The organism is Streptomyces sp. NPDC048211 (assembly GCF_043202315.1).
Classification (GTDB): Bacteria; Actinomycetota; Actinomycetes; order Streptomycetales; family Streptomycetaceae; genus Streptomyces.
Genome location: NZ_JBIDAD010000005.1, coordinates 560,916 through 587,264, shown reverse-complemented (window position 1 = coordinate 587,264; position 26,349 = coordinate 560,916). Strand labels below are relative to the sequence as shown.

21 protein-coding genes, 1 tRNA gene and 1 pseudogene are annotated in these 26,349 nt (G+C 70.8%); 9 read left to right on the top strand and 14 right to left on the bottom strand.

Annotated elements, in window-relative coordinates:
* Nucleotides 1-128 precede the first annotated feature (128 nt).
* The 3 genes from ACGFZA_RS22180 to ACGFZA_RS22170 form a co-directional block, all read right to left on the bottom strand.
* Complete coding sequence (locus ACGFZA_RS22180) at nucleotides 129-542, bottom strand: SRPBCC family protein (RefSeq protein ID WP_393681297.1); 414 nt, start codon at nucleotides 540-542, stop codon at nucleotides 129-131.
* 31 nt (nucleotides 543-573) lie between these two features.
* On the bottom strand, nucleotides 574-1,584 hold the full coding sequence (locus ACGFZA_RS22175) for an aldo/keto reductase (protein WP_385273557.1): 1,011 nt from the start codon (nucleotides 1,582-1,584) through the stop codon (nucleotides 574-576).
* A gap of 295 nt (nucleotides 1,585-1,879) precedes the next feature.
* Nucleotides 1,880-2,752: an NAD(P)H-binding protein gene (locus tag ACGFZA_RS22170; RefSeq protein ID WP_393681295.1), complete on the bottom strand. Its 873-nt coding sequence runs from the start codon at nucleotides 2,750-2,752 to the stop codon at nucleotides 1,880-1,882.
* A gap of 89 nt (nucleotides 2,753-2,841) precedes the next feature.
* Here ACGFZA_RS22170 and ACGFZA_RS22165 point away from each other — a divergent pair, with 89 nt between their 5' ends.
* Complete coding sequence (locus tag ACGFZA_RS22165; protein WP_393681293.1) at nucleotides 2,842-3,591, top strand: TetR/AcrR family transcriptional regulator; 750 nt, start codon at nucleotides 2,842-2,844, stop codon at nucleotides 3,589-3,591.
* Between the two features lie 476 nt (nucleotides 3,592-4,067).
* Here the strand turns inward: ACGFZA_RS22165 and ACGFZA_RS22160 are convergent, their stop codons facing one another.
* Nucleotides 4,068-5,126, bottom strand: a complete 1,059-nt coding sequence (locus ACGFZA_RS22160) for a methyltransferase (RefSeq protein WP_393681291.1) — start codon at nucleotides 5,124-5,126, stop codon at nucleotides 4,068-4,070.
* Between the two features lie 407 nt (nucleotides 5,127-5,533).
* Here ACGFZA_RS22160 and ACGFZA_RS22155 point away from each other — a divergent pair, with 407 nt between their 5' ends.
* Nucleotides 5,534-8,908 (top strand): pyruvate carboxylase, encoded by a 3,375-nt coding sequence (locus tag ACGFZA_RS22155; RefSeq protein WP_393681289.1) that lies wholly within the window; start codon nucleotides 5,534-5,536, stop codon nucleotides 8,906-8,908.
* Between the two features lie 49 nt (nucleotides 8,909-8,957).
* Here the strand turns inward: ACGFZA_RS22155 and ACGFZA_RS22150 are convergent, their stop codons facing one another.
* A complete protein-coding gene (locus ACGFZA_RS22150) occupies nucleotides 8,958-10,799 on the bottom strand; it encodes a hypothetical protein (protein WP_393681287.1) in 1,842 nt (613 codons plus the stop codon).
* Nucleotides 10,796-11,857: an ATP-binding protein gene (locus ACGFZA_RS22145; protein ID WP_393681285.1), complete on the bottom strand. Its 1,062-nt coding sequence runs from the start codon at nucleotides 11,855-11,857 to the stop codon at nucleotides 10,796-10,798. Before ACGFZA_RS22145 ends, ACGFZA_RS22150 begins: the two co-directional genes overlap by 4 nt.
* An 800-nt stretch (nucleotides 11,858-12,657) precedes the next feature.
* Between ACGFZA_RS22145 and ACGFZA_RS22140 the strand changes: the two are divergent.
* Nucleotides 12,658-12,846 (top strand): annotated as a pseudogene (locus ACGFZA_RS22140) (pentapeptide repeat-containing protein); the annotation flags it as partial.
* A gap of 160 nt (nucleotides 12,847-13,006) precedes the next feature.
* Complete coding sequence (locus tag ACGFZA_RS22135) at nucleotides 13,007-13,912, top strand: hypothetical protein (protein ID WP_393681283.1); 906 nt, start codon at nucleotides 13,007-13,009, stop codon at nucleotides 13,910-13,912.
* A gap of 448 nt (nucleotides 13,913-14,360) precedes the next feature.
* Here ACGFZA_RS22135 and ACGFZA_RS22130 read toward each other — a convergent pair whose 3' ends face one another.
* The 3 genes from ACGFZA_RS22130 to ACGFZA_RS22120 all read right to left on the bottom strand — a co-directional run bounded on the left by ACGFZA_RS22130 (nucleotide 14,361) and on the right by ACGFZA_RS22120 (nucleotide 16,396).
* Nucleotides 14,361-14,759, bottom strand: a complete 399-nt coding sequence (locus tag ACGFZA_RS22130) for a hypothetical protein (protein WP_393681281.1) — start codon at nucleotides 14,757-14,759, stop codon at nucleotides 14,361-14,363.
* A gap of 124 nt (nucleotides 14,760-14,883) precedes the next feature.
* Complete coding sequence (locus tag ACGFZA_RS22125; protein ID WP_393681279.1) at nucleotides 14,884-15,453, bottom strand: hypothetical protein; 570 nt, start codon at nucleotides 15,451-15,453, stop codon at nucleotides 14,884-14,886.
* Between the two features lie 292 nt (nucleotides 15,454-15,745).
* A complete protein-coding gene (locus tag ACGFZA_RS22120; protein ID WP_385273578.1) occupies nucleotides 15,746-16,396 on the bottom strand; it encodes a DNA-binding response regulator in 651 nt (216 codons plus the stop codon).
* An 82-nt stretch (nucleotides 16,397-16,478) separates the two neighbouring features.
* On the opposite strand from ACGFZA_RS22120, the gene ACGFZA_RS22115 reads away from it, so the two are divergent.
* A complete protein-coding gene (locus ACGFZA_RS22115; protein WP_393681277.1) occupies nucleotides 16,479-17,327 on the top strand; it encodes an oxidoreductase in 849 nt (282 codons plus the stop codon).
* 82 nt (nucleotides 17,328-17,409) lie between these two features.
* Here the strand turns inward: ACGFZA_RS22115 and ACGFZA_RS22110 are convergent, their stop codons facing one another.
* Entirely contained in the window at nucleotides 17,410-18,219 is an 810-nt protein-coding gene (locus tag ACGFZA_RS22110; RefSeq protein ID WP_393681275.1) for an aminoglycoside N(3)-acetyltransferase, read from the bottom strand.
* Nucleotides 18,220-18,669: 450 nt separating this feature from the next.
* Nucleotides 18,670-18,743, bottom strand: a tRNA-Met gene (locus ACGFZA_RS22105).
* Between the two features lie 280 nt (nucleotides 18,744-19,023).
* On the opposite strand from ACGFZA_RS22105, the gene ACGFZA_RS22100 reads away from it, so the two are divergent.
* From ACGFZA_RS22100 to ACGFZA_RS22090, 3 genes are all read left to right on the top strand, one after another.
* Nucleotides 19,024-19,953, top strand: coding sequence for an LLM class F420-dependent oxidoreductase (locus ACGFZA_RS22100; RefSeq protein WP_393681273.1), 930 nt, complete (start codon nucleotides 19,024-19,026; stop codon nucleotides 19,951-19,953).
* Nucleotides 19,954-20,052: 99 nt separating this feature from the next.
* Nucleotides 20,053-20,931: a sigma-70 family RNA polymerase sigma factor gene (locus ACGFZA_RS22095; protein WP_393681271.1), complete on the top strand. Its 879-nt coding sequence runs from the start codon at nucleotides 20,053-20,055 to the stop codon at nucleotides 20,929-20,931.
* Nucleotides 20,932-21,092: 161 nt separating this feature from the next.
* Nucleotides 21,093-21,608 (top strand): DUF6630 family protein, encoded by a 516-nt coding sequence (locus ACGFZA_RS22090; RefSeq protein WP_393681269.1) that lies wholly within the window; start codon nucleotides 21,093-21,095, stop codon nucleotides 21,606-21,608.
* Between the two features lie 150 nt (nucleotides 21,609-21,758).
* On the opposite strand, the gene ACGFZA_RS22085 is transcribed toward ACGFZA_RS22090, so the two are convergent.
* A complete protein-coding gene (locus ACGFZA_RS22085) occupies nucleotides 21,759-22,046 on the bottom strand; it encodes a DUF2087 domain-containing protein (RefSeq protein ID WP_393681267.1) in 288 nt (95 codons plus the stop codon).
* A 152-nt stretch (nucleotides 22,047-22,198) separates the two neighbouring features.
* Between ACGFZA_RS22085 and ACGFZA_RS22080 the strand changes: the two genes are divergently transcribed.
* On the top strand, nucleotides 22,199-22,639 hold the full coding sequence (locus ACGFZA_RS22080) for a GNAT family N-acetyltransferase (protein WP_385273599.1): 441 nt from the start codon (nucleotides 22,199-22,201) through the stop codon (nucleotides 22,637-22,639).
* Between the two features lie 144 nt (nucleotides 22,640-22,783).
* Here the strand turns inward: ACGFZA_RS22080 and ACGFZA_RS22075 are convergent, their stop codons facing one another.
* The gene (locus tag ACGFZA_RS22075) at nucleotides 22,784-24,274 is read right to left on the bottom strand and encodes a UDP-N-acetylmuramoyl-L-alanyl-D-glutamate--2,6-diaminopimelate ligase (protein ID WP_385273602.1); all 1,491 of its coding nucleotides are present in this window, start codon (nucleotides 24,272-24,274) and stop codon (nucleotides 22,784-22,786) included.
* Between the two features lie 497 nt (nucleotides 24,275-24,771).
* A complete protein-coding gene (locus ACGFZA_RS22070) occupies nucleotides 24,772-25,938 on the bottom strand; it encodes a S1 family peptidase (protein WP_393681264.1) in 1,167 nt (388 codons plus the stop codon).
* Between the last annotated feature and the right edge of the window lie 411 nt (nucleotides 25,939-26,349).

The following is a 26,349-nucleotide window of genomic DNA, read 5'->3' as shown; positions in this document are numbered from 1 at the left end:
GCACGGCACACGCGGCCGGGCGGGCCGTCTGCGCTCCGCGGCGGCGGCTCCAGCGGATCGCGGCTGGACCGGGCGCCGGGCCGGCCCCGATGAGGCGGCCGGCTCCCGCGTCAGAGCCCGGTGCTCCGTCAGGCGTCGAGCGTCCCGGCCAAGGCGGCGAGACCGTCCCGGTAGATCCCTTCGAACAGAGCTGTCGCCTCGCTCTCGCTCACTCCGTCCGGCGTGAACGTGCCCGACCAGTCCACCCGGGCGGCACCCGGCCCCAGGTCGATGACCCGCAGCGTGGAGAAGTAGCCGGTGACGGGGAACGGCGCCTGTGCGATCGAGTAGCGGTAGCTGCGGCCGGCCTCGTCGAAGGCTTCGAGGTGCTCGACGATGACGCCGCCGTCGGCGTTCGTCAGCGTGCGCAGCCGTCCGCCCCGGCTGAGCCTGCTGTCCGTGATGTACGGCAGCCAGTCGGGCAGGGAGCCGAAGCCGCCGATGAGCTGCCAGACCCGGTCGGCCGCGTGCGGCACGTCGAGGGTGACGGTGGTGGAAGTCATGGTGTGTCCTCTCGATGTGGATGCGTCGGGGTCAGCTGGTGGGGACGGGCGCGTCGTGAGCGATGATCTTCTGCTCACGGAGGGCCTCCCAGAAGCCGTGCGGAACGTTCTGTGTGAGGGCGCCGAGGTCCTCGGCGATGCGGCTGGGCCGGGTGGCTCCGGGGATGGCCGCGGCGATGGCGGGGTGCGCCAGCACGAACTGGAGTGCGGCCGCCTTGATGCCGATGCCGCTCTCCTCGGCGAGTGCCCGGATACGGCCGACCTTGTCCACGATGTCGGCCGGTGCCTCGGCGTACTCGAAGTGCTTGCCGCCCGCGAGGACGCCCGAGCTGTACGGTCCACCGACGACGATGTCGACGTCCTGCGCGAGCGCGGCGGGCAGCAGCCGCTGCAGGGCGCGTTCGTGGTCGAGCAGCGTGTAGCGTCCGGCCAGCAGGAACGCGTCGGGCCGCGGCTCGTCCAGGTCCAACGTCAGCTCCAGCGGCTCGACCTTGTTGACGCCGAGGCCCCAGGCCTTGATCACGCCCTCGTCCTTCAGCCGCGTCAGTGTCCGGAAGGCACCGGTGCGGGCGCTCTCATAGACGTTGACCCACTCGTCGCCGTAGAAGTCCTGGGCGATGTCGTGGACCCAGACGATGTCGAGGCGGTCCGTCCTCAGACGCCTGAGGCTGTCCTCGACCGAGCGCAGAGTGGCGTCGGCGCTGTAGTCGTTCACGATCCTGTTGGGGCGTCCGTGCTCGAACAGGGCGCCCTTCTCGCCGAGTTCACGGTCGGCGGGATTCTCGACCTCGTCGAGAATGACCCGTCCGACCTTCGTCGACAGGACGAACTCGTCCCGGGGCTGCTGCGCGAGGACGTCGCCGAGGCGGATCTCCGCGAGCCCCGCACCGTACAGCGGTGCGGTGTCGAAGTAGCGGATGCCCTGGTCCCACGCGGCCTGCACGGTGGCGGCGGCCTCCTCGTCAGGAATGGCGCGGAACATGTTGCCGAGAGGGGCGGTGCCGAAGCCGATACGGCCGGGCAGCAGGGAGCGGATGCTCATGGGAGCCTCAATCAGATAGGGGTGGGGGGCGCACGAACCCGCGAAGGCGGAGTGAGGTGTCCGGCCGAAGACGCGCAGGGCGTGCACGGCACTGTCGGCTGCGCGCCGGGATGTGCGGTGTTCACTTACCTCGGAAACATTACTTGCACACGCGGGTAATATGCAAGCGCGCCATATCTGTGCGTGCGCCACCGCGAAGCCGCTCCCCCACTCACACCCGGAGAAACCACGTCCGGGCCTGCCCGGACGCCCCTGCCACCCCGCCTCTGCCGGGACCCCACCCCGACTGGACGCGTCAGCGCCCGTCGTCGGCGGAGAGGTCCTCACGAAGGATCGCGCTCAGGGCAGTCGGCTCGCGACCGATGAGGGTGGCCAGCGTCGGATCCACCGCGGCGAACTCGCCGGAGCGGGCGGCCGCGAAGAGACCCAGCAACTGATCCGCCGACTCGGCAGGCACCCCATTGCCCACCAGCTGATCGCGGAACCGGTCGTCGGATGCGACGGTCCTCGTGATGGCCCGGCCGGTGACCTCGGTGGCGATGCCGGCGATGTCGGCGAAGGTCAGCGCGTGCGCGGAGGTGAGCGGGGGCGTGGGGCCGTCGAACCGGCCCTCGTCGGCCAGGACCGCGGCGGCCGCGTCGGCGAGGTCGGCGTGCGCGGTCCAGTTCACCGGACCGTCCTCAGGGAGCACCAGACTGCCGGACTCGACACCATGGCCGAGGAACTGCAGCGCGCTCGCGGCGTGGAACCCATTGCGCAGCGCGGTGAACGGCACGCCCGAGGCGAGCAGCGCCTGCTCGGTGGCGGCGTGGTCGCGGCAGGCCTGGAAGCGCGACGCGGCACCGGCACCCATGTGACTGGTGTAGAGGATGCGGCGGGCACCCGCGGCGACGGCCGCGTCGATGGCGGACCGGTGGAGCCGCACAGCCTCGTCACCCATCCGGTCGACGGACACGACGAGGACCTGCGAGGCACCTTCGAAGGCATGGGCAAGGCCGTCGGCTTCGCCGAAGCCGCCACGCCGCACCCGAACCCCACGGTCGGCGAAGGCCTGGGCCTTTCGCGGATCCCGGACGCTGACGCCGACCCGGTCGGCAGGCACCCGCAGCAACAGCCTCTCGACGATCTGGCGGCCCAGCTGTCCGGTAGCCCCGGTGACGATGATCATGATGCACTCCGACATTTAGTTCCAGTGGAATCACATTTACCGTAACATCGATACTATCGATGGAAACAGCATCCATGTATCGTTGATTCATGCCACCACGTTCACACGGCCAGGACGCCTCCGCGGCTACCGAGTCCGACAGCGCGGCCACCCGCCCGCCCCGGCAGCGAGTCATCGAGGCCGCCGCCGACCTGCTGGCCCGCGAGGGGCGCGACGCGGTCACCACCCGGGCGGTCGCGGTCGCCGCGGGCCTCCAGCCGCCGGCCATCTACCGGCTGTTCGGCGACAAGGACGGCCTGCTCGAAGCGGTGGCCGAGCACGGCTTCACCACGTTCCTCGCGGCCAAGCACGTCGACCCCGATCCGCAGGACCCCGTCGACGACCTGCGGGCCGGCTGGGACCTGGCGGTCGAATTCGGGCTCGCCAACCCCGCTCTCTACTCGCTGATGTACAGCGAGCCCACGGAGCCGGCGTCGCCCGCCTTCAAGGCGGGCATGGAGATCCTGAGGGGCCGGGTCCGGCGCCTGGCCGCCGGCGGCTGGCTCCGCGTCGACGAGGAACTCGCAGCCATGATCATCCACGCCACCGGGCGCGGCGCGGTGCTCACCTGGCTGTCCCTTCCGGAGGACCGGCGCAACCCCGCGCTGCTGACCTCGCTACGGGAGTCCATGGTCTCGGCCGTGACCCATCAGGAGCCGGCCGTACAGAGCGCGGGCCCGGCCGGCGCCGCACGCGCCCTGCGCGCGGCGCTCCCCGAACAGACTGCCCTCAGCGCATCGGAGCAGCAGCTGCTCAGGGAATGGCTGGAACGCCTCGCCTCCGACGGCCGGGGCGCCTGACCTCGCGCCGCCCCTGTCCAGCCCCCTCCCGACGCCGGCTACGCGCTCCGCGCGATGTACTCCGTACCGGACGGTGCCCGGTGCCTGGAACTGGGCCTGGTCGCCGAGCGGCGGACCGTGGCCATCGGGAACATCCCGCGACGAGGACCCTGCCCGGGAACCGACCCTGGGCTTCGGCCTCGCGGGCGGCTCCTGGACGTCCCGTACACCGTCATGCCCTGGTTCGTGGAGCGTGCTCCGCGACTACGGCAGGCGCCTTCCCCCAGGGGCGGTCGGTGGATGACGGCGCCTCATGACTGCGGCAGGCCCCGCTCCTCGGGGCGCTGCGCGTTCGGGCCGGTGGGCGAGAAGGACCGGTCGGCCCGGTCGCGGGCACCCGCCTTCTTCCTCGCGCGCCGGACACGTCCGCGCGGTCAGGGCAGCGAGGAAGAGTTCCCGGGGCGGGCCCTTGAAGGGCCCGCCTGCCCTGCGGCGCCTCACCGGCCGGCGGCGGGGTGCGGGACACACTCGAACACCACGTGCCCCAGGGGCGTCGTGTGCTCGGCGGCGACGCGCAGACCACTGCCCGACACCAGGGCCGCGTACGCGCCGGGGCTGCGCTCCCGGCCGCCCGCGAGCACCAGCATGCGCAGGTCCATCTCCGCGAACTGCGCGGGGTCGTCGCCAGAGGTACCGTGCGCCTCGATGACCACGACCCGGCCCCGGTCCCCGGCTGCCTCCGCGCACCTGCGCAGAAGGTCACGGGCCCGCTCGTCGTCCCAGTCGTGCAGCACCTTGTTGAGTACGTAGACGTCGGAGCCGGCGGGCAGCGGATCGAAGAAGCTCTGTCCGACGGCCTCGCACCGGTCAGTCAGCCCGCGCGCCGCGAGGAATTCCCGGCCGCGTTCAGCGGTCTGCGGCAGGTCGACCAGCGTGGCCCGCAGATCTGGGTGGGCCCGAAGCACCTCTGCGAGCAGCGCGCCCCGGCCCCCGCCGACATCGGTGACATGGCCGGCCGCGGACCAGTCGTAGGCTCCCGCCGCGTCCCTCACCAGAGCGGCGCCGGCGGACATGGTGGCGTCGAACGAGGCACCCATCTCCGGGTGGGTCGCCAGATAGGGCCAGAACAGTGCCCCGAAGACCGTCTCCCAGGCGGGCTCGCCCGTGCGGACGGTGTGCAGCAGCCCGGTGAAGGCCAGATCCATCGCGCCGCCGAAGCCGTCGAGGTCGAGCCCGAGGCGCAGGCCCGCCGGGTGACCGGAACGCAGCAGCTCCGCCGTCTCGTTGAGCCCGAAGCGGCCGGGCTCCGGCTCGGTGAAGACACCGTGGCACACCAGGTGGCGCAGCATCCGGCCGAGCGCGTCCGGGTCGGTCGTCGAGCGGCGGGCGAGTTCGCCGGTCCGCCCGGTGCCGTCGGCGATCAGGTCGGCCAGGCGCAGGGTGGCGGCCACCCGCAGGGCCATGGGCGTGACCAGGTCCATCAGCGGCCCGATGGTCCTCCAGGCGCGCAGCACGCTCTCGCCCTCGTCCGCGTCCTCGGGCCGGGTCCGGTCCATGGCCGACTCCCTTCGCCGGGCGTCCCACCGGTGCGGGCGGACGTCCTGTTCCGTCGCCAGCATCAGACCAGACGGCAGGCCCGGGCTCCAGGCAACAGGCCGCCCGTCCCGTGTTACCGCCCGAGTGCGCAGGGGACCTGACGCCGCGTCGGCGGCCGGACGGCACGGGGCCCGTGTTCCGGCCACCCCTCATAAGACCCGACGAGCCGGCGGCGCGGCACGTGACGCACGCCATCCTTTGCGCCCGCGATCTCTGGGAAGGTCTCCGGTACGGTGTCGAACGCTCCGGGCCCGAGAACCGCGGAGCGATTCGCCACTGCCACGTGACCACCGGATGCCGACACGTGTACCGCGTGCGACATCGCCTGTCCTGAGGCCACGCGCCCGTGACACGACTGGGGAGTTTGATGTTCGACAAGGTATTGGTCGCCAACCGCGGGGAGATCGCGATCCGGGCGTTCCGCGCGGCGTTCGAGCTCGGAATCTCCACCGTGGCCGTGTATCCGCACGAGGACCGCAACTCCCTGCACCGGGCCAAGGCCGACGAGGCCTACCGGATCGGGGAGCCCGGGCATCCCGTACGGGCCTATCTCTCGGTGGGCGAGGTGGTCGAGGCCGCCCGGAAGGCGGGGGCGGACGCGATCTACCCGGGGTACGGCTTCCTGTCGGAGAATCCTGACCTCGCGGCCGCGTGCGCCGAGGCCGGGATCACGTTCGTCGGACCGCCCGCGGCGGTACTGAACCTGACGGGGAACAAGTCCCGGGCGGTCGCGGCCGCCCGGGCGGCCGGCGTGCCGGTGCTGAAGTCGTCCGAGCCCTCGGAGGACGTCGACGCGCTCGTCGCCGCCTCCGCCGACATCGGCTTCCCGGTCTTCGTGAAGGCCGTGGCCGGTGGCGGCGGGCGCGGGATGCGCCGGGTCGCCGAGCCGGGCGAGCTGCGCGAGGCGATCGACGCGGCCATGCGTGAGGCGCGCTCCGCGTTCGGCGACGCGACGGTCTTCCTGGAGCAGGCGGTGATCAACCCCCGCCACATCGAGGTACAGATCCTCGCCGACGCCGACGGCAACGTCGTCCATCTCTACGAGCGGGACTGCTCGTTGCAGCGCCGCCACCAGAAGGTCGTCGAGATCGCTCCCGCCCCGAACCTGGACCCGGAGCTGCGGGACCGGATCTGTGCCGACGCGGTCGCCTTCGCACGCCACATCGGATACGTGAACGCGGGCACCGTCGAGTTCCTCGTCGACGAACGCGGCAACCATGTGTTCATCGAGATGAACCCGCGCATCCAGGTCGAGCACACCGTCACCGAACAGGTGACCGGACGCGACCTGGTGATCGCGCAGCTGCGCATCGCCGCGGGTATGACCCTGCCCGAACTGCACCTCTCCCAGGATGACATCACCCTCAACGGCACCGCGATGCAGTGCCGCATCACCACCGAGGACCCGGCCAACGGGTTCCGGCCGGACACCGGCACCATCTCCGCCTACCGCTCCCCCGGTGGTCCCGGCGTCCGGCTGGACGGCGGCACCGTCCACACCGGCGCCGAGGTGTCGGCCCACTTCGACTCGATGCTGGTCAAGCTGACCTGTCACGGGCACGACTTCGCCAACGCCGCCCGTCGGGCGCGCCGGGCGATCGCGGAGTTCCGTATCCGCGGGGTGGCGACCAACCTGCCGTTCCTGGGGGCCGTGCTGGACCAGCCCGACTTCCGGGCCGGACACATCACGACCAGTTTCATCGAGGAACACCCGGAGCTGATCCGGGCCCGCCCGTCGGCCGACCGCGGCAGCCGCATGCTGAGCTATCTCGCGGAGACCACGGTCAACCGGCCGTACGGTCCCCGGCCCGCCGTCATCGACCCGGCCGAGAAGCTGCCCGCCCTGCCGACCGGTACACCGCAGGCCGGGTCCCGGCAGCGCCTCGCGGCCATCGGCCCGGAGGCCTTCGCCGCCGAACTCCGGGCCCAGTCGGCCGTCGCCGTCACCGACACCACGTTCCGCGACGCCCATCAGTCGCTGCTGGCCACCAGGGTCCGCACCCGTGACCTGCTGGCCGTCGCCCCGCACGTCGCCCGGACCGTGCCGGAACTGCTGAGCATCGAGTGCTGGGGCGGGGCCACCTACGACGTGGCGCTGCGCTTCCTCGCCGAGGACCCGTGGGAGCGGCTGGCCAAGCTGCGTGAGGCCGTGCCCAACATCTGTACGCAGATGCTGCTGCGCGGCCGCAACACGGTCGGCTACACGCCGTACCCCACCGAGGTCACCGAGACGTTCGTCGCCGAGGCGGCGGCCACCGGGATGGACATCTTCCGGATCTTCGACGCGCTCAACGACGTGTCCCAGATGCGCCCGGCCATCGACGCCGTCCGCGCCACCGGCACCTCGGTCGCCGAGGTGGCCCTCTGCTACACCGCGGACCTCTCCAACCCCGCCGAAACCCTGTACACGCTGGACTACTACCTGCGTCTCGCCGAGCAGATCGTGGAGGCGGGCGCCCATGTGCTCGCCATCAAGGACATGGCGGGGCTGCTGCGCCCGCCCGCGGCCCGTACCCTCGTCACCGCGCTCCGCGAGCGGTTCGACCTTCCGGTGCACCTGCACACCCACGACACCGCGGGCGGGCAGCTCGGCACGCTGATCGCGGCGATCGACGCGGGCGTGGACGCGGTGGACGCGGCGGTCGCCTCCATGGCCGGGACCACCAGCCAGCCCCCGCTGTCCGCGCTGGTGGCCGCCACGGACCACACCGAGCGGGCGACCGGCCTTTCCCTCCAGGCCGTGGGCGACCTGGAGCCCTACTGGGAGGCGACCCGCAAGGTGTACGCCCCCTTCGAATCCGGGCTCGCCTCGCCGACCGGCCGGATCTACCACCACGAGATCCCCGGCGGACAGCTGTCCAATCTGCGCCAGCAGGCCATCGCCCTCGGTCTGGGCGACCGCTTCGAACTCATCGAGGACTGCTACGCCGCGGCCGACCGCATGCTGGGCCGCCTGGTGAAGGTCACGCCTTCGTCGAAGGTCGTCGGTGACCTGGCCCTGCATCTGGTGGGCGCGGGGGTCGAGGCGTCGGACTTCGAGTCGGACCCGGGCAAGTTCGACGTGCCGGACTCCGTGATCGGGTTCCTGCGGGGTGAGCTGGGAGACCCGCCCGGTGGCTGGCCCGAGCCCTTCCGCACCCGCGCGCTGCAGGGCCGTCCGGCGAAGGCCCAGACGCCGCACCTGTCGGACGAGGATCTCGATGCGCTGCGTCAGTCGCCGCGCGCCACGCTGAACCGGCTCCTGTTCCCCGGCCCCACGAAGGAGTTCGACGCGCACCGTGAGGCATACGGGGACACGTCCGTACTGCCGACGCAGGACTTCCTGTACGGCCTGGAGACGGAGACCGAGCACACCGTCACGCTCGACCCCGGTGTCACGCTGCTGATCGAACTGGAGGCCATCTCCGAGGCGGACGAGCGTGGCTTCCGGAGCGTACTGGCCACGCTCAACGGGCAGTTGCGGCCGGTTTCCGTACGGGACAAGTCCGTGGCGACCGACGTGAAGGCGGCGGAGAAGGCGGACCGAGGCAACGCCGGCCATGTCGCCGCGCCGTTCGCCGGTGTCGTCACGCTCCAGGCGGAGGAGGGTGCGTCGGTGTCGGCCGGGCAGACGGTCGCCACCATCGAGGCGATGAAGATGGAGGCCTCGATCACCGCGCAGGCAGCAGGCGTGGTGCGACGGCTGGCCATCGGCAGGGTGCAGCAGGTCGAGGCCGGTGATCTCCTCATCGAGATCGCCTGACGCTCCGGGCCCGCCCGCACATCGGCGGGCGGGCCCGCGTGGGCCGGTCTCAGCTCAGTCTGAACACCGGACCGCGCGGTGTGAACGGCAACGAGGCACCCTGCGGGATCAGGAAGGCGTGCTCGCGCCGGACCCGCAGAGTGTCGCACCGACCGTCGGTGATGACGAGCAGCGGCGCGGTCGGCGGGAAGTCCTCGGCACGCTGCAACAAGTCGACGCCCGGCTGGAGTTCGGTACCTCCGCGGCCGCGGATCCGCACCCGCCCGGCGATCTCGGCCGGCGGCAGGTAGCCGGCGTCGTACGGTGCCGCGTCACAGAAGACGACGCGCGCCGCGGGTACGTCGCGTGCCGCCGCGTACGAGGCGATGGCGCCGAGCGCCTTGCCGAGCAGCGTGCTGTTCATCGAGCCGGAGGTGTCCAGGACGACGCCGAAGGTGCAGCGCTCCGTCTCCTGCGGCGGGAAGTACCGTCCGGCGCGCGGGATGTCGGGGGTCGACGCCTGCCGTCGTGCCGGGCGCGCGTAGGAGCGAACTGCCTCGGGCCGCGGGACGTGCTCGTCGAACCAGCGCGCGAGTCTCGCGTCCCAGGGGACGGGCGGGTGGGCCAGCGCCCGGATCTCCTGGACGAGACCGGCGGGCAGGAGTCCGCGCTCCCCGTACTGGTGCAGATCGAAGCCCTGGACCAGCCCGCGCCGGTAGAACTCGTCCAGATCGGTGTACGCACGGGCCTCGGCGTGCGGCAGCGGCTCGCCGAGGATGTCCCCGGTGCCCCGGCCCCGCAGGGTGGCGAGGCGGCGCTGCCTGCGCAGGTCGGTCGCAATGCGGTCGTACACCTCCTCGGCGGACAGCCCGCGCAGGCCGGGGTCGTACAGCAGCCCCTCGGGCATGTCACCGACGCGCATCTGGACGAGCCAGTCGTTGACGACGTAGTCCGCCGCGACGTTGAAGAGGAACGGGTCTCGGCCGCCGCGGCGTTCACCGTGGCGCAGGGCGGCGTGCAGCATCTCGTGGGCGAGGACGAAGCGCCATTCCTCGTCGGAGAACGTTCGCAGGGGGTTGATGTAGATCTCGCCCGCGACGGAGCTCACCGCGGCGATGGCGATGCTCTGCGAGCGGGCCAGTTCGGCGTCGGCGACGACCGTGAGTCCGGCGGCTAGTCCGCCGAGCAGGGGGTAGGAGGAGACGAACCAGTTCAGGGCCCGGTCCCAGGGCTGCTGCGGTGCGCGCACACCGGTGACGCTGTCGCGGCGGCCGCCCGCGACGTCCATGGCGGCGGAGACACTGCGGGTGAGGGCGTGCGCGAACGAGGTCTCCCAGTCCGGGACCGCGGAGTTGTTCCAGGTCCTCCAGGTGGTGAGTACCTGGTCCGGGTGCTCCCCAGCGGCTCCGCAGTGCTCGTACAGGGCGGGGATGCCGTCGCGGCGCCAGCGGGCGGCGAGCTGCTCCTCGTCGCCACCGGGGTAGGAGTCCGGCAGGTCGGTGGGTGGACGGCCGGTCGGGTGGGTGAGCAGGAAGCGGTTGACGACCACGCAGCGTGCCGCGATATCGAACCGGTCGGGCTGTTCGCGCGGGTCGTCGGCGGAGGCCGGCACATGGCCGAAGCCCAGGTGCAGCAGGCAGTGGGCCAGGACCCAGGCCCACTCGGCCGGTTCGGCCCGTTTGGCGGGGTGGAGATGGACGGTGCCGTTGGAGGTCACGGCGGCCAGTCCCCCGGCCGGAGTCAGCACGCAGTCGGCCTGTCTGCATACGGACGCGTCGACGGCGGCGAAGGCGGGGTTGCGTTTGGCCATGGCCAGCCCTGCGGCGAACGCCTCGGCAGCCGGGTCGGACGCGCCGCCCTTGCTGCCCTTTCCGCCCTTGCCTTTCGCCCGGCGGCCGGTGGCGGCGTTCATCGGCGGGCCTCGACCAGCCTGGGCATGTCGCGTGCGGCGTCGACGAGGAACCAGGCGGGCAGCACCGGCCGGCCGTCCGTGTCGTCCGCGATGACGGTCTGCGCCACCTCGACGGAGATCTCGGCCAGCTGCACGAGCAGTGACTTGGCCCGGTAGGCGGTCTGGCGCATGGACGCCGAGACGTGTTCCCTGCGCCGCGGCAGCTCCTTCACGAGCCGGCCTCGGAACGCCTCGGCCAGGTAGTACAGCAGGTCACGGTCCTCGACCCGGGCGGGCCACGAGGCATCGCCCTTGAGGATCGCCTCGATACCGAAGGAGTGGCGCACGATCTTCGCGTAACCGCAGAAGGAGACGGCGTGCGCGGGGGTGAGCGTGCCGTGCACGACCACCTTCAGCGTCTCTTCGCCGATGTCCGGCCCGAAGGAGTGCAGTGCGTCGGAGAGCATGTGCCAGGACCGGGGTGTCGAGAACGGCTCCTCGGTCTTGGGCGGCTGGGACCAGAGGTGGTCGGGCCGGTCGACGAGATAGTCCGTCACCCACGGATGGACACCGTTCTCCCCCGCCCACACCAGCCAGTCCGCTGCCGAGGCCCGCAGATGGACATGGGTGAGCCGGTTGACCAGCGCGGACGCGATGGGCCGTGCCAGCGCGTTTTCCGTGGCACGGTTGCCGGCCCCGATGACGACGGAGCCGACGGGCAGCTCGTACGATCCGATCCTCCGGTCCAGGATCAGCGAGTAGAAGGCCTTCTGGACGTCGGGGGTGGCGGCGTTGAGCTCGTCGAGGAAGAGACAGTAGGGCTCGTCGCGGGCGATGGCCTCCGGCGGGCAGAACACGGAACGGCCGTCGCGGATCTGCGGCACGCCGATCAGGTCCTCCGGCGCGAGTTGTGTCCCGAGGAGGCTGACACACTCCATTCCCAGCGATTCGGCGAACTTCCGCACGAGCGAAGACTTCCCGATTCCGGGCGCTCCCCACAGGAAGACGGGGCGCACCGTCGCGAGCCCCAGCAGCAGTTCGGGGATCTGGGCGGGAGTGACGGTGACGGCGGCCTGCACGCTGGGGGTTCCTTCGGGGCTGGGGAGTCCGAGTCCGCCCAGTATGCGGAGGCCGGATGCCGCGCGCAGCCGAGTTTCCGCCCGTCGGCACCCCTGCCGCGAGGGACGTCGGAGGAACGCTCCGCGTCCACGGCACGTGGCCCTGGGCTGAGCCGGGCCGGGGGCAGTCCACGGAACCGGGTTCAGCCTCTTCGCCGCCGGTCAGCTTCCATCGGTAGTAGTTCCACGAGTGCCAGCCCATGCCGACCACGTAGCGGAACTGATCGGAGTAAAGACGGGCGAACAGCTTCGCGTTACCGCGGTCGGTCAGTGCGTCCGGGAGCACACCCGCGGTGTCAGCTACCGGTTCCGGGTGGCGGGCGTCGGACTGCTGGGCAGGAAGGAGAGGCTGCTCCGGAGAGGCTGCGGCTGTGTTCATGGATCTGTTCGGCTGCCCTCTGCGCGTCGAAGCGCGCCGACTCGGCGTTCATGACCGTCCTCGAAGATGGACTCGGTGCTCGGCATCCGCGCAAGCCACACGGCGGGCAGTCCTGCCTTCTGGAGCCGGGACCACCGGCCTGTCCCGGAAGAGCTCCTGCCCGCACGCACCCTTGCCCCGCGACGCAGCGGGATCCGCCGGCGGGGTCTCAGGCTGAGAGGGCAACGACTGTGCTTCTCGATACGTACTGGAACCATGCCGCTCACTCCGGCCCCGTCGGCCAAGGCCTCACACAGAGGGAGGCTCAACGGGACTGACGGGACTGAACCTTTCAGTTATGAGCGGAGCTGAACCGGCTCATCGCGACCGGTCCCGTCGACGCCGCCGACAGCGCGTCGACGAGGTCGGTGCCCACAGGGAGGCCACCCGGCTTCACACCGAACGCTTCTCCCAGGCCGTCGCCAAGCTCGGCTCCGACTCCCCGGCAGTCCGGCTCGGTGGGGTCCACGCCCTGGCCGGCCTTGCCGACGACAGCCTGCGCCAGACCTGCATCGACGTCCTGTGCGCCTACCCGGACCGACGGGCGCCGTCATGTCCATTTTGTCGGCTCGGATATCGCATTTATCCGAGGTGATCAGGGTCACAGGGAGGAAATCAAGATCCTTTGTCGTTCCGGGGGCTGCCCACGCCCAGAAGTAGGGGAACCTCCCCGTAACCGGCAAGGAGCCATCATGACCACCGCACCCCAGCGCTGCACCCCCACTCCCCTCCTCAAGGTGACGACCATCGCCTCGCGGAGGGGCGAATGGGCCGTGCCTGACCGCGCCGCGCAATGCAGCGAAGAAGCGAACCGGTCCGTGCACAGGTCAGGCTGGGATCCGTTCGACGCGTTGCTCCGAAGCTTCCTGCTCGGCCTCGCCGAGACGTTCTTGAGCTGGTCAGTCGAGGGGATCACAGTCCGGTGGGACCGGGGCTCTGCACACTTTGAGACGGAACTCTGGGATTCGGGGGGTGGCGCCGCGCTCCAGGTCACCCTCACCCCGACGTTGCTGGACATGCCAGCTCGCGCTGCTCTGCTAGCCGTTCTTGCTGCCCGCAATGCCGCGATCGAAGGCGACCACGGGACCGTCGACGCATTCGCGCGCGACATCCTCGGCATCGCCCGGCCCGAGCTGTGCCGCGACGGAGTGATCACCGCGCTGCTCGGCGACTGGGTTCACCAGCTCGGCAGCTACCTGACCGACCCCGAACTGCTTCGGATCCTGCACGAATACACCGGGGCCGAGCGCAGACGATGGGAACCACTCTGGGAACGGAGAGCCAACGGCAGACGGGTAATGCTGACAGGCGTCACCCTTACCGACGGCATCACCCTGGATGACGTCCTCCCGGACCACCGCATGACCGAGGACCTGGCGCTGCATCACCAACTCGACGACGAGCGGCTCCGCACGGTCCTGCGAGGTCTCACGGCTGACGAGGCCGCCGTTGCCGCCCGGTGGGCTCAAGGCGCCGGCACCTGGACCGAATCCGCCCTCGGTGCCGACCTGCCTGCGGCCTACGGCGAGCGAGTGCGCCGCAAGCTCCACCGCCTCGGCGCTCGCCAGACCCAGCGCGCGGCGGCGGTGGCCCGGTGAGCGAAATCCTGTACGCCGCCGTCCCCGAGTTCCTCGGCGGCCTCACCACAGCACTCGTTCTCCTTGCCGGCGGAGCTGCCCTGCGTGCACTCCGCCACAGGTCGAAGTCCTAACAGCCTGAGCCGAAGACACGGCAACACTCCCTGCAGGAGCCCTCGCACATGTCCGTGCGAGGGCTCCTCTGCACACCCTTGTTGGACACCAGAAGCGAACGGGGACTAGGGCCGGCGCTGTCGCGTCCCATCTGTCCATGAACTGATCGGTTGATGTACACCTCCCCTCCGGTCTGAGGACGGCGACGATATGACCGGCGATGATCTCCTTGCGGTCTTGCAGGGCATTGCCCGCCTCGCACCCCGGATGGACTGGCCGCCGGGGTTGAGAGCGGAGGCGGCCTGTTCGGCTCAGGCAAACATGTCCCGTCTGCTGCGAATACGGGTGGCGGCCTCTACAGCTGGAGCTTCTGACCATCCCCCCGCGAGGGCCGCTCGTTCTTGACGCCGCTGCACGCCAGGAGCTCAGTCCCGGTGGCGTCGAAGCACAGGGTGAAGAACCAAGACCGGTCTGCTGCGACGATGTTGCCGGTACGCAGCTGCTCGTCGCGGTGCCGAGTGCGGAGGATCTCAACGCTCTCGTCAAGGCCGAGGGTCGTCAGACCGATCTTCAACGACCACCTCAGCCTTGACGCAGCAATGCCGAGGACCATCCACTGAGGCGGCTGTCCGCCAAAGAGCATGACCTCGCCGCCGGCGGCGATAGCGTCGCGTGCTGCCTCGCAGGCACTGGTCTGGTCTTTGAGCATCGCGGTGATGTCAGGCTGACTTGGGTTCTCGTTCTCGGTGGCCATGCGGCGACTGTAGGGAGCGAATGGGGGCGTTGCCACGGGATTCGGCGTGGCCTGCGCGGGGCCGTTGGGCCGTGGTGAGCCATCAGGCCGCCTACCCGGCGGAGGACGTCCGTCGACGACGATGCTACTTCGTGCTGATGGCCGCAGCCTGTGTGCGGCATCGTTCCAGCCCTGCAGCCACCTCTTCGTGGTCCGGGCGGTCCTGCCTGGCCAGGAGTTCGCCAGCCGCAGTCATCGCTGCCCAAAAATCGGGTGGTTTGCCGCGCCCCTCCCGGAACCGGGTTTTGGCGAAGTAGAGGAAGATCTTCGTGAGCTCCCCAGCGCGAAACCACGCGAGCAAGCTGCCGGGATAGCCTCCGCGGGCACCAGCAGCGATTCCCAAGAGGGCGCGGATGCGCTCCTCGTGTTCCTCAAGTACTCGGTCCACGATGAAGACGTTCTCAAACTTGAGAATGAAGGCGAGGTCCCTCTCCTCACCCGCCGCGAACTCCGAGAAAAGTGGCTCGACCTCGCGGAGCCGGGCCTCGGCGTCAGTCCGGGGCACACCCAGGGCCAAGCACACGGCCAACAGGCAGACACCCCACTTGCCGGTCCTCGCGGTCAGCTCAGCGAAGACCTCCTCGTCGCTCTGCCCTGCGGCGAGCATCTCCTGCGCCTCCAGAACCAGCGCGCCCTCGCCCTCCCCATGACTCATGGCGAGAGGCTACCGCCAAGGCGCGATGGCTGAGCCAGCCGTGATCCCCTCGCTCACCGATAGGCAGCACGAAGCTGCCCAGCCAGCGGGTGTGAAGCGCAACAGCGCCGGATTGCAGCCCTATTCCGCACATTCGAATATCCGAAGCTACCGACAGCTCCCTCGCGGACCCGGAGGACACCGAGCCGCTCACGTCCGTGCCACGCGAATTTCGCGACAGCGACCTTGTCGGAGACAGCCCGTCGTACTCGATCAGGCCGTGCAAGCCCGGCCGAGTCACCCGCTCGGCCACTCAGCGGGGCAGACCGAGCTCGCCCGCCCGCAGTCCGGCCTGGAAGCGTGAACCGGCCTCCAGCGCGGCCATCAGCTCGGCCACGCGCCGCCGGTAGGTACGGAGCGAGACGCCGAGGCGCCTGGCGGCCGCGGCGTCGGTGAGTCCCGAACCCAGCGCTTCGAGGATCGTGCGGCCTTCGCCGTCGAGATGGGGAACGTCTCTGCGCAGATAGGTGTCGAGGTCGGCCGAACTGTCCCAGATCGCCGAGAGCAGCGACAGCACCCCGTCGACCATGGTCTGCGATGTCGTCACGCTGTACTCACGGCCCGCGGGCGTCTCCCGTCCGGCGAGGATCATCACCCGCCGGTCGATGACGATGGTCTCGTGCGGCAGCGGCGCGCCGCTGATCCGGACGAGGGCGCCCTCGCCCTGTACCCGCCGAAGGTGCGCACGGGCCTCCTCATCGGCGAGTGCCACCGGGCTGAGCAGTTTGCGGGAGGTGAGGGCCGGGGGATCCGCAGCACGCATCCGGAGCCGGATCGCGGCCCTGGCTTCCGGCTGCGACCAGGTGTTCAGGTCCCGGGCGGCGCACAGGAAGTCGGTGCTCGCGGACGCGAAGAGATGACCGGCACGCTCGATCAGCTCCGCATCCCCTTGGACTGAGAACATCTGTTCATTCCGCACCTCTCCAGTCTGGCAGCAAGCTGCCACGAGCTCGCCGGTCGTCCTTCTGAAGGACACGATGAGCTCCATGACGATCAAGACGTTCTCCCTCGGCGGAGACCTGGACATCAACCGTCTCGGCTTCGGCGCGATGCGCCTGGCGATGGGTACCTTCGACGGTCCGGCGCGAGATCCCGGGACCGGCATCGGTGTGCTCCGCCGCGCCGTGGAGCTGGGCGTGAACCACATCGACACGGCAGGGTTCTACGGCAGAGGCGCGGTGCGGGCCAACGAGCTGATCCGCACCGCGCTGACGCCCTATCAGGACGAGCTGGTGATCGCGACGAAGGTGGGTCCGCTGCCCGGACCGAACGGCGTGCCGAGCGGGCAGGCGACGCCCGGTCAGCTGCGCGCCCTGGTCGAGACGGATCTGCGCGCCCTGGGGCTGGAGCGGCTCGATCTCGTCTATCTGCGGGTGGGGGGCATCACCGGACCGGGCGGCGAGTCCATCGCCGAACGGTTCACGGTACTGGCCGAGCTCCGGAACGAGGGGCTGATCCGGCACCTCGGCGTCAGCAACGTCAATGCCGCACAGCTCACCGAGGCCCGGACGATCGCGCCCGTCGCGGCCGTGCAGAACGAGCTCAGCGATGAGGCAGGACTGCTCGCGGAATGCGAGGCGTCCGGCATCGCGTACGTGCCGTACTTCCCGCTCGGCGGAGGCCGCACCCCGCTCGACACCGACCGGCTCGGCAAGGTCGCAGCGCGGCTGGGCGCGACCACCGCCCAGGTACAGATCGCCTCGCTGCTGGCGATGTCGCCGTCCGTCCTGGCGATTCCGGGTACCGGTTCCCTCGGTCATCTGGAGGAGAACCTGGCAGCGGGTGACCTCGTTCTCGGCGAGGAGGACCTGTCCTACCTGCGGGGCCCGGCCTAGAGTCCCTCGTTGAGCGGCTGCGTGCGCGGTGGCCCGAGTGGCGGGCCGGTTCGCCGGGGGGCCGGGGCGGTTCGGGGCGGTTTCAGACGCCTGCCGCCCGCGGCCGGTGTTCCGGTAGCCAGCGCACGGCGAAGGCCACGGCGTGGGTGAGCTCGAACAGCCGGCTGTCAGCTGCCCCCACCGTGCCCCGTGCCACCGGGCGCTCCTCCTCGAAGGCCGCACCGAGGTCGTCGAAGCCGTCGGCGGAGATGGAGGTATCGCTCACCGTGCTCCAGCGGCGGCCCTGCGGGGTCATGGCTGCGAAGGAGTTCTGTACCCGCGGCCCCGGAACGCGGTATTCGGCCAGGTGGAACGCGGTGCTGGCGTCGAATCCCGCGCCCAGGAGGAGAATCCGCGCGCCCGCTTCCTCCAGTCGTGCCAGCGGGCTGCGCTCGCCGAGTCGGCAGTCGAGTGCGTGGCCGTCCACGATCGCGGAGGCGTGGGGTCCCACCGCCGCGAAGGAAGTCTGCGGGTGGCTGCTGCGGAGAGCCCCGGGCCAGGTGCGGAGCGTTTCCGGGATGATGCCAACGCCCAGGCAGGGTGTGGTGCGCGCGTCGAACGGCGGCATCGACGCGCGGATGCCGTCCCACCAGTCCTCGGGCACAGGCGGATTACCCCAGAACGCCGGGTCCGAATTGTCGCCGGAGTGCGTCGGAACCACCAGGGTCCCCTCGGTTCCGACTGCGTCCAGCAATGCCTGGACCACGGCAGGGGGGCCGCCGCAGACCCAGCCGAGCGAGCTGAGCGAAGAGTGGACGAGGAGGGTCTCCCCTGGACGTACACCCAGTGCTCGCAGGTCGGAGGCGAGTGACTCGCGCGTACACATCGGCCCGGTCGGAGGCTTGATCGTCATGACCGGTCAGTCTCCGGGGCGGGCTGCCCCGGCACCAGTGGTTTTCCCCTCAGCCGGCCCGCGCGAGTGCCTCACGACAGAGCCGTGGCGCCACGCGGCCGTGCCGGTACGCGGAACGCGGTCCGACGAGACCGGTTTGCCTGCTCGGACGAGACCGGGTTTGCCGGCCCGCCCACTTCGACCCGGGCTCGGTCCGCTGGACGGACGGCAGTCCCGCCTCGCGCCCCGTCCTGGCCGCTCTGCGTACCGCGGGATTCACGTACGACCCACGCCATCACCGGCTCACCCTCAGTGGGCCCAGGCACTTCCCGCTGCCGTTCCGCTACGTCGGCGCCGACCCCGAGAACGGCCCGAACCACACGGGGCAGCCCGCTGTCGGCTCGTACGACGAACCGGCACACGAATGAGGCAGGGTCCGGAACCTGAAGGTTCCGGACCCTGCCTCGACAGTAGCGGGGACAGGATTTGAACCTGCGACCTCTGGGTTATGAGCCCAGCGAGCTACCGAGCTGCTCCACCCCGCGTCGTTGTGTTCCCCACCGTATGCCATCTCGGCGCACCCCGTGACCACCTGCTCCGCTCAAGCCCGGCACACCGGGCCGCCCGAACAGCCAACACGCCCTCGCGGCAAGGGCGTTCCTCACCCCGTAAGCCGATTCCCGGCGGCGAGGAATCCTCCGCCCCGGTCGCTGCACCGCCCGGCGGCGGTGCGCAGGACCGGCCGAACGAGCTGGAGGCCGATGCGGCAAACGGCATCCGGCGTAGGGTAGTTGCCTCAGGTGACTACACAGAGGGAGTAGACGCATGCCGGTCGCACTCGGTCTTGGTCTGCCGCAGATGAAGCAGTACGACATCGGCCGCGACGTCGCCGTCGTGGCGCGCGCCGCGGAGGCCGTCGGGTACGAGAGTCTGTGGGTGTTCGAACGGGTGCTCTTTCCCGAGCCCGCGACCCAGGGACTGTACGGCGTGCCGGGGCTGGCCTGGCCCGATCAGTACCGCAGTGTCGCCGATCCGCTGGTCACACTCGCGCTGGCCGCCGCGGTCACCGAGCGGGCCCGACTCGGCACGAGTGTTCTGGTCGCTCCCTTGCACGTACCGTTCCAGCTGGCCCGTTCGCTCGCGTCGCTCGACGCCGCCAGTGGCGGGCGCGTGATCGCCGGCCTGGGCACGGGATGGTCCCTGGACGAGTACGCGGCCGCTTCCGTCGCCCCTTTCGAGAAGCGCGGTGCGGTCCTGGACGAGCTGCTCGATGTGTGCGCTGCCGTCTGGGGGCCCGACCCCGTCTCGTACAAGGGGAATCTGACCACGATCGCGCCGTCCGAAGTGGGCCCCAAGCCTGCCCGTCCCATCCCCGTGTACCTGCCCGCCGGCAGCGCCCGGGCCACGCGCCGGCTCGTCGACCGGGCCGACGGCTGGATGCCCGTCGCCATGGGTGTCCCGCAACTGGCCGAGCAGTGGAAGCGGGTGCGGGACGTCGCCGCCGAACGCGGACGCCGGCGGCCGATCGGTGTCTGCGCCCGAGCCAACGCCCGGTACAGCACGACGGCCGTGCCCAGCGAGGGGCGACAGCCCTTCCACGGCAACACCGCGCAGATCGTGGAGGACCTCGTCGCCCACGCCGCCACGGGGGTGCCGGAGATCATGCTCGATCTCCAGGGCACACTCCGTGACGCTTCACAGCTCGTCGACGTGGCGACCGAGGTGTACGAGAGGGCACGGGCAGCAGGGGTCTGAGCGGCGCTCGCGCCGGGCCGGTCCCCCTCTGTGCCTGCACACCGGCTAGTTTCTCGGGGTCGGGCTCAGTGGCGACCTGTAGACGGAGGAACGTGCCCCATGGACGACCGCAACGCGCTGGCCGAACGGTTCGAGGAGGACAGGAATCACCTGAAGGCGGTCGCGTACCGGATGCTGGGTTCGGCCGGTGAGGCCGACGACGCCGTTCAGGAGGCCTGGCTGAGGGCCGCTCAGGCAGACATCAGTGGCGTGCAGAACCTCACCGGGTGGCTGACCACGGTGGTGGGCCGGGTCTGTCTGAACATGCTCCGCACCCGCCGTACCCGGCGTGAGGATCCTCTCGACGTGTACGACCGGACCCCCGGCCATGACGAGGGGGACGACCCGGAGCAGGAGGCCCTGCTCGCCGACTCCGTCGGTCTGGCCCTCCTTGTGGTACTCGACACACTGACACCGGCGGAACGCCTCGCCTTCGTTCTGCACGACATGTTCGCGGTGCCCTTTGCCGAGATCGGCCCGCTGATCGACCATTCCACGGACTCCGCCCGCCAGCTCGCGAGCCGTGCCCGCCGCCGGGTGAAGGGCGGCGCCACGACGCCGGACGCGGATCTGCGCCGTCGCCGACGGGTGGTCGAGGCCTTCCTGTCCGCCTCCCGCGGTGGGAACTTCGACGCGCTGCTCGCGCTGCTGCACCCCGATGTGGTGCTGCACGCCGACCGGTCGGTCACTCCGACCCCCGAGCCCGTCGTGGTCCGAGGAGCACGCACCGTGGCGACGGGGGCGATGGCCGCCACCGGACGCGCTCTGTTCACCGGGGTCGCGCTCGTGGACGGGGCGGTCGCGCTGGCGATGGCGCCGCAGGGACGACTGCGTCTGGTTCTCGGCTTCACCATCGTGGACGGGCTGATCACCGAGATCGACGTCGTCGCGGATCCGGAACGGATCGGTGGGCTCCGCATCGACGTCCTCGACGACTGACACCCGCCCGGGTCCGGTCGCCGACACGATGCCGGCCGGACCCGGGCCCGGCTCCCCGGACCGTTGTCGTACCCCTGTGGCAGGGTTTCCCGGGCGCCTGGACCGGGCGTTCCGATCCCACTGTCGTACGCAGTCGCACGGCTGCCGAAGGAGTGCTCCCCATGTCCGGACCCGCCGATGTCCGCACGTCGCTCGCAGCTGCGGCCGCACTGCTCGCGCCCGCCCACCGGGCCGTCGCCGAGCAGGTGCTGCACGCGTTCGACCATGCCGGTGCGTATGTGCGCGACCACGCCGGCCGGCTGGCTGACCGGGGCATCGACGAACCGGTGCCCGACCTCTCCTGGCTAGCCCTCATCGACGCCCTGTCCGACCACCGCCTGCTCGCGGAGTTCGACTGGAAAGAGGACCCCCAGGAGATCCGGTCCCAGTTGCGGGGGCTCGACTCGCGCCCGTCCGTGGATCCTTGGGTGCTCGTCGGGGAGGACGAGATGCGCCTTCCGACCGATGAGTTCCTGCATGCCTGCGGGCGGCACTACGGAGAAGTCGGTGCGGCGCTCGCCGTGCTCGACATCGAGTCGGACTGCTACCCCGTGGTGTGTCTGCGGGCCGCACGGGTCCAGGAGCTGACCTCCCTCGCGCGGCGGGCGGGTTTCAGCGCGTGGGCGCTCGGTTCCTGACACCGGGCCGGGAGTACGGGAGCATCGCCTTGCCCGCTTCGCGCCACCGACCAAGGGAATCCGAGGCGGGCGACGCCGATCGCCGTGACTGGCGGTCCCGCGACGGGCCGACCCTGCGACGGGACGGCGGACGGTCCCCCGCCTGGGCCGTCACACCGCGGGCTGCGCGGAACGCCGGTAGCTGACGCCGTCCTTGGTCCGAGCCAGCAGGCCGCCGATGACCAGATAGCGGCGGAGCGCGGCGCAGTCCTCATGGACGGTGAGGAGGGCGTCGTTCACTTCGCGTTCGGTGTACGTCCGATCAGGCTGGAACAGCGTTTCCGCAAGGTGGTCGAGGAGCTGTGCGCGACGGGCTGTCTTGCGCGGGATCGTCGTCAGCCGCCCCTGGGAGAAGAGTGCGGCCACGCCATGGCTGGAGCTTGATCGGTTGTCGTGCATGGCCCGGAGCCTCTCAGCCGGATCCGGTGCGCTGCAACACATTTCTCCGGAAGGCCCCGGCCGGAGCTGCGGCAACGAGCCGCCGTGTGTCCGATCCCCGCCCCGGGGGCGCGCACGTTGACGTGTGGGTGTTCCCACGGTTTCCTACTGCGATGACCGAACTTCGTATCGAGCGGGTGGACGGTGACGCCCTGCTCCAGGACTGGCGGTACGTCCACAACGCGATCATCCCCACGGCATTGCTGTCGCTCGCCGAGGTGCGCGAACGCGCCGGCCGCAACCGCCTCGACGTCGCGTATCTCGGCGACGTGCCGATGGGCTGCTCGACCGTGCGGCCGCCGGCCGGCGCCGCTTCGGCGGCCACCGTGATCGCCCGGGTGCTGCCGGCGTACCGGGGCAGGGGATTCGGCGGACAGTTGTACGCGCGCGGGCTGGCGGAGGCGCGCGAGGCCGGCGCCGAGGTGATCGAAACGTGTGTGCTGGAGTCCAACCCGGAGGGGCTGCGCTTCGCGCTCGGCCGTGGATTCGTCGAGACCGAACGGTACGTACTCCCGGGTGACAGCGTGCCGTTCATCGATCTGAGGCTGGTCTGACAGCGCCGCAGAAGACGGCACTACGGGAAGACAAAGGCGAGACGAGTCGGAGTCGAGACAAGTCGGAGCGAGGAAGGACAGGGCTGACGGAATGCCTCGGCGAGGGAGGACGACGCTCTGCGGGTGCTCGCAGAGCGCCGGCCGTCAGTCCTGAAGGGCGGCGAGTTCGCGCACCGTCGCCATGTCGCTGAAGGGGATCAGCTGTTCGCCGACGATCTGGTAGGGCTCGCTGCCCTTGCCCGCTACCAGGACGATGTCGTCGGGTCCGGCGGCCGACAGGGCGAAGGCGATCGCCTCGCGCCGGTCCGGGCGGCGCTCGAACCTCGTTCCCGTGCCCCTGAGGCCCCGAGTGATCTGGTCCATGATCGCCTCGGGGTCCTCGTGCCGGGGGTTGTCGGAGGTCAGGACGCACAGGTCGGACCGGGACCCGGCGATCTCACCCATCCGCGCCCGCTTGGTGACGTCCCGGTCTCCCCCGCAGCCGAACACCGTGATGACCCGGCCCCGGGCGAAGTCCCGTACGGCGCTGAGCACCTTGTCGAGGGAGTCCGGGGAGTGCGCGTAGTCCACGATCACCGCTGTGCCGCGCGGCGTCTCGAACCGTTCGAGCCGACCGGGGACCGGCGGCATCCGGTCGAGCGCGGCCACCAGCCCGGCGAGTTCGTGTCCCAAGAGGTGGCAGGCCGCCACCGCTGCGAGTGCGTTGGAAACGGAGAAGCGCCCCGGCACCGGGATCGCCGCCGGGTACTTGGTGCCTTCGTGGTGGAGGATGAAGCGGGTACCGAAGGCGTTCATGCTGAGGTCGGTGGCCCGGTAGTCGGCCGGCGCGTCGATCCCGTACGTGGTGACCATTCCCGGCATCGTCGGCACGATCGCGGCCCCCACGGGGTCGTCCGCGTTGACCACCGCTCTGCGGCACAGACCCTGGAAGAGGCGGAGCTTGGCGTCGCGGTAGTGCTCCATCGTGCCGTGATCGTCCAGATGGTCCTGGGTGAGGTTGGTGAAGACGCCCACGTCGAGAAAGGCACGGTCCACCCTGTGGTGCAGCAGACCCATCGAGGTGGCCTCCAGGACCACCGTGGCGACTCCCTGGTCGCGCATGTGGCCGAGGAGGTACTGGAAGTCCGGTGACTCCGGCGTGGTCAGGACCGAGCGGGGCATCGGGATCAGAGCGTCACCGATCCGGCTGCCGGCCGTTCCGATCACTCCGACCTTCGAGCCCTCGGCGATCCTCAGCACGGACTCCACCATGGAGGAGACCGAGGTCTTCCCGTTGGTGCCGGTGACGGCCACCATCTCCATGGACCGGCCTGGTTCTCCGAAGTAGCGGGAGGTGACGACCGCCGCCGCGGTCCGCGCGTCCGGCACCCGCACCACGCACGCGCCGGTGCCCGCGGCGCGCACGGCCGCCAGGATCTCCGGCGCCTCGCTCTCCAGGAGCACGGCGACGGCTCCGCGGGCCAGCGCCGGACCGATGGCCTCGGGACCGCCCTCGCGGTGCTCGGGTACGGCGATGTACAGCGAGCCGGGCGTGACGCGATGGGCGTCGAAGCAGGCTCCTGCGGTGATCGGGGTCTGTGGATCGCCGAGGAGGACCTCGTGATCGTGACCGGCCAGCAACTCCCTCAGATTCATGCAGGGGTCCTCTCGAAAGTGCGCCTGGGCCCGTCGGCCGCCGTCGTGGGGTTGCCGACGGCGCGCCGCGTGAGCCGCGCATGGTGCGGGGTGCTGCGGTGTGCGCAGCGAAGGGGGTGGTACGGCTCCGGTGGCGGAGCGTGAGTGGGCGGCCGGGACGGAGTGCGTCGCGGTGCGGCCGGCTGCGGTGAGTCCCGGTCAGCCGTGACCGTGCAGGGCGCGGCAGCGCGCCAGGGGAGCGGCGGGGCCCGGCAGGTGGGGCACCTGTCGCAGGCACTCCCTCACCGCATCTGTGTGACCCATGGGTGGAGTGTACGTCCCGTGGACGGTGCCGGCTCCCGGTCGTCGTCGTGGTCACGGGCGGGGGTGGTCGGGGGCAGGCGCTCGGGCGGTGGCACGGGGCGCCACGACCGGTCCCGGGTGGTGCCCGGAGCACACACCGGGGGCCTGCCGCGCGGTGCTCCGCGCGACAGGCCCCCGGGACCGGTCCGACTACGTCAGGCCGTGTGCAGCGTCAGCCCGTACCGGTTCAGGATCTCGTTGATCGGCTGGTGCCAGGTCTCACCGCCGGAGCTGCAGTTGCCCCAACCGCCCGAGGTGACGCCCTGTGCCTGGTCGCCGCTGATGAAGGATCCACCCGAGTCGCCCGGTTCGGCGCATACGCTCGTCTTGGTCATCTGGTGGACCGCGCCCTGGCTGTAGTTCACCGTCTCATTGGTGGCGAGTACGTTCCCGCAGTGCCAGTGGGAGGTGGAGCCGGAGCGGCAGATCGAGGCGCCGACCGGGGCCACGGCGGATCCCCGGACCAGCTGGTCCGAGACGGTGCCCCAGCCCAGGACCACGGGGACGGTCCACCAGCCGTTGCCCACACTGACCCAGGCGTAGTCGTTGTCGGGGAAGGAGGATCCCTGGAAGTTGCCTATCCCCGACCCGTCCCAGCCACTGACCGAGGCGCCCGCCTGGCCGCAGTGTCCGGCGGTGACGAAGCCTCCGTACACGGAGAAGCCGATGGAGCACCGGACGTTCCCCGTGTAGTACGGGTCGCCGCCGACGGTCCCGGCGGAGAAGGTCCGCGGCGCCTCGGCGGTCTGCTGGACGACGACGGGGCCGGCGTCACGGGCACGTTCGACGAACTTTTGGACATCGTTGTCGGAGCGCGCCGAGGAGACGACGTTCACCACGACCTTGTTGGCCTCGGGGTCGACGTGCCAGCTGCTCACGCCTGCGGGCGCCGGGAGCCGGTCGAGCTTCGCCTTGACGGCGTCGAGGCTGCGCGCGGTGTGCGCCACCAGGCGCACGGCGGCGCCCGTCGCCCGTACAGCGTCCGCCCGGTGCTCGCTGGTGACGGCGACGGTGAGATCCCCCGTCGACGGGTCGAACCAGGAACCGCCGTACGACGTCCCGGCGGCGCGTTGCGCGTCGGGCTGGATCGCGGTCGCCGTCTTCTCCGCGGAGAGGCGCGCCCTTGCCTGGCTTTCCGTCAGGCCGAGGTCCTTCTGCATGGCGGTCAGCAGACCGGCGGATGCCTGGCGCGCATCGGTGACGGTGCGGGAGTCGGCGGTGGGGGTGTCCGCGGCCGAGGCGGACGGGAAGCCGGCTCCCGCCCAGGCTCCGACGAGGAGCACGGCGGACAGGGCGGTGCGTAAAGCCGTGGTGCGTCTCATGGTTTGGCCCTTCTGTTGTTCCGGTGGTGTGGGGGAGGAACAGCAGGCGTCCGGGAGGCGTCGTGCTTGAGAGCGCTCTCAGAGTGTGCCGATCGGGACTGTAGCGGAGTAGCGATTGCAGGTCCATGCCAATGACCGCCCCGGGAGTGACAACGAGACGTCGGGCACGGCCAGTTGCCCACCGGCCCGCGAAACGTCCGGCTTCGGCACCTGCCGCCCGGCGGCAGGGACAGGCGCACGCTCCACCGATCCCGCAAGGACCTGCCGACGCCCCGGACAGGGACCGCGGACGACCCTCCCCACCTGCGGCGTTCGCACCGCGAGGACCACCGGGGGCCGGGCTTGCGATGGGGCGGCGCGGCCGGCAGGCAGCACTTCGCGGGCGGCGCGCACAGGCCAGGGCGCGAACGT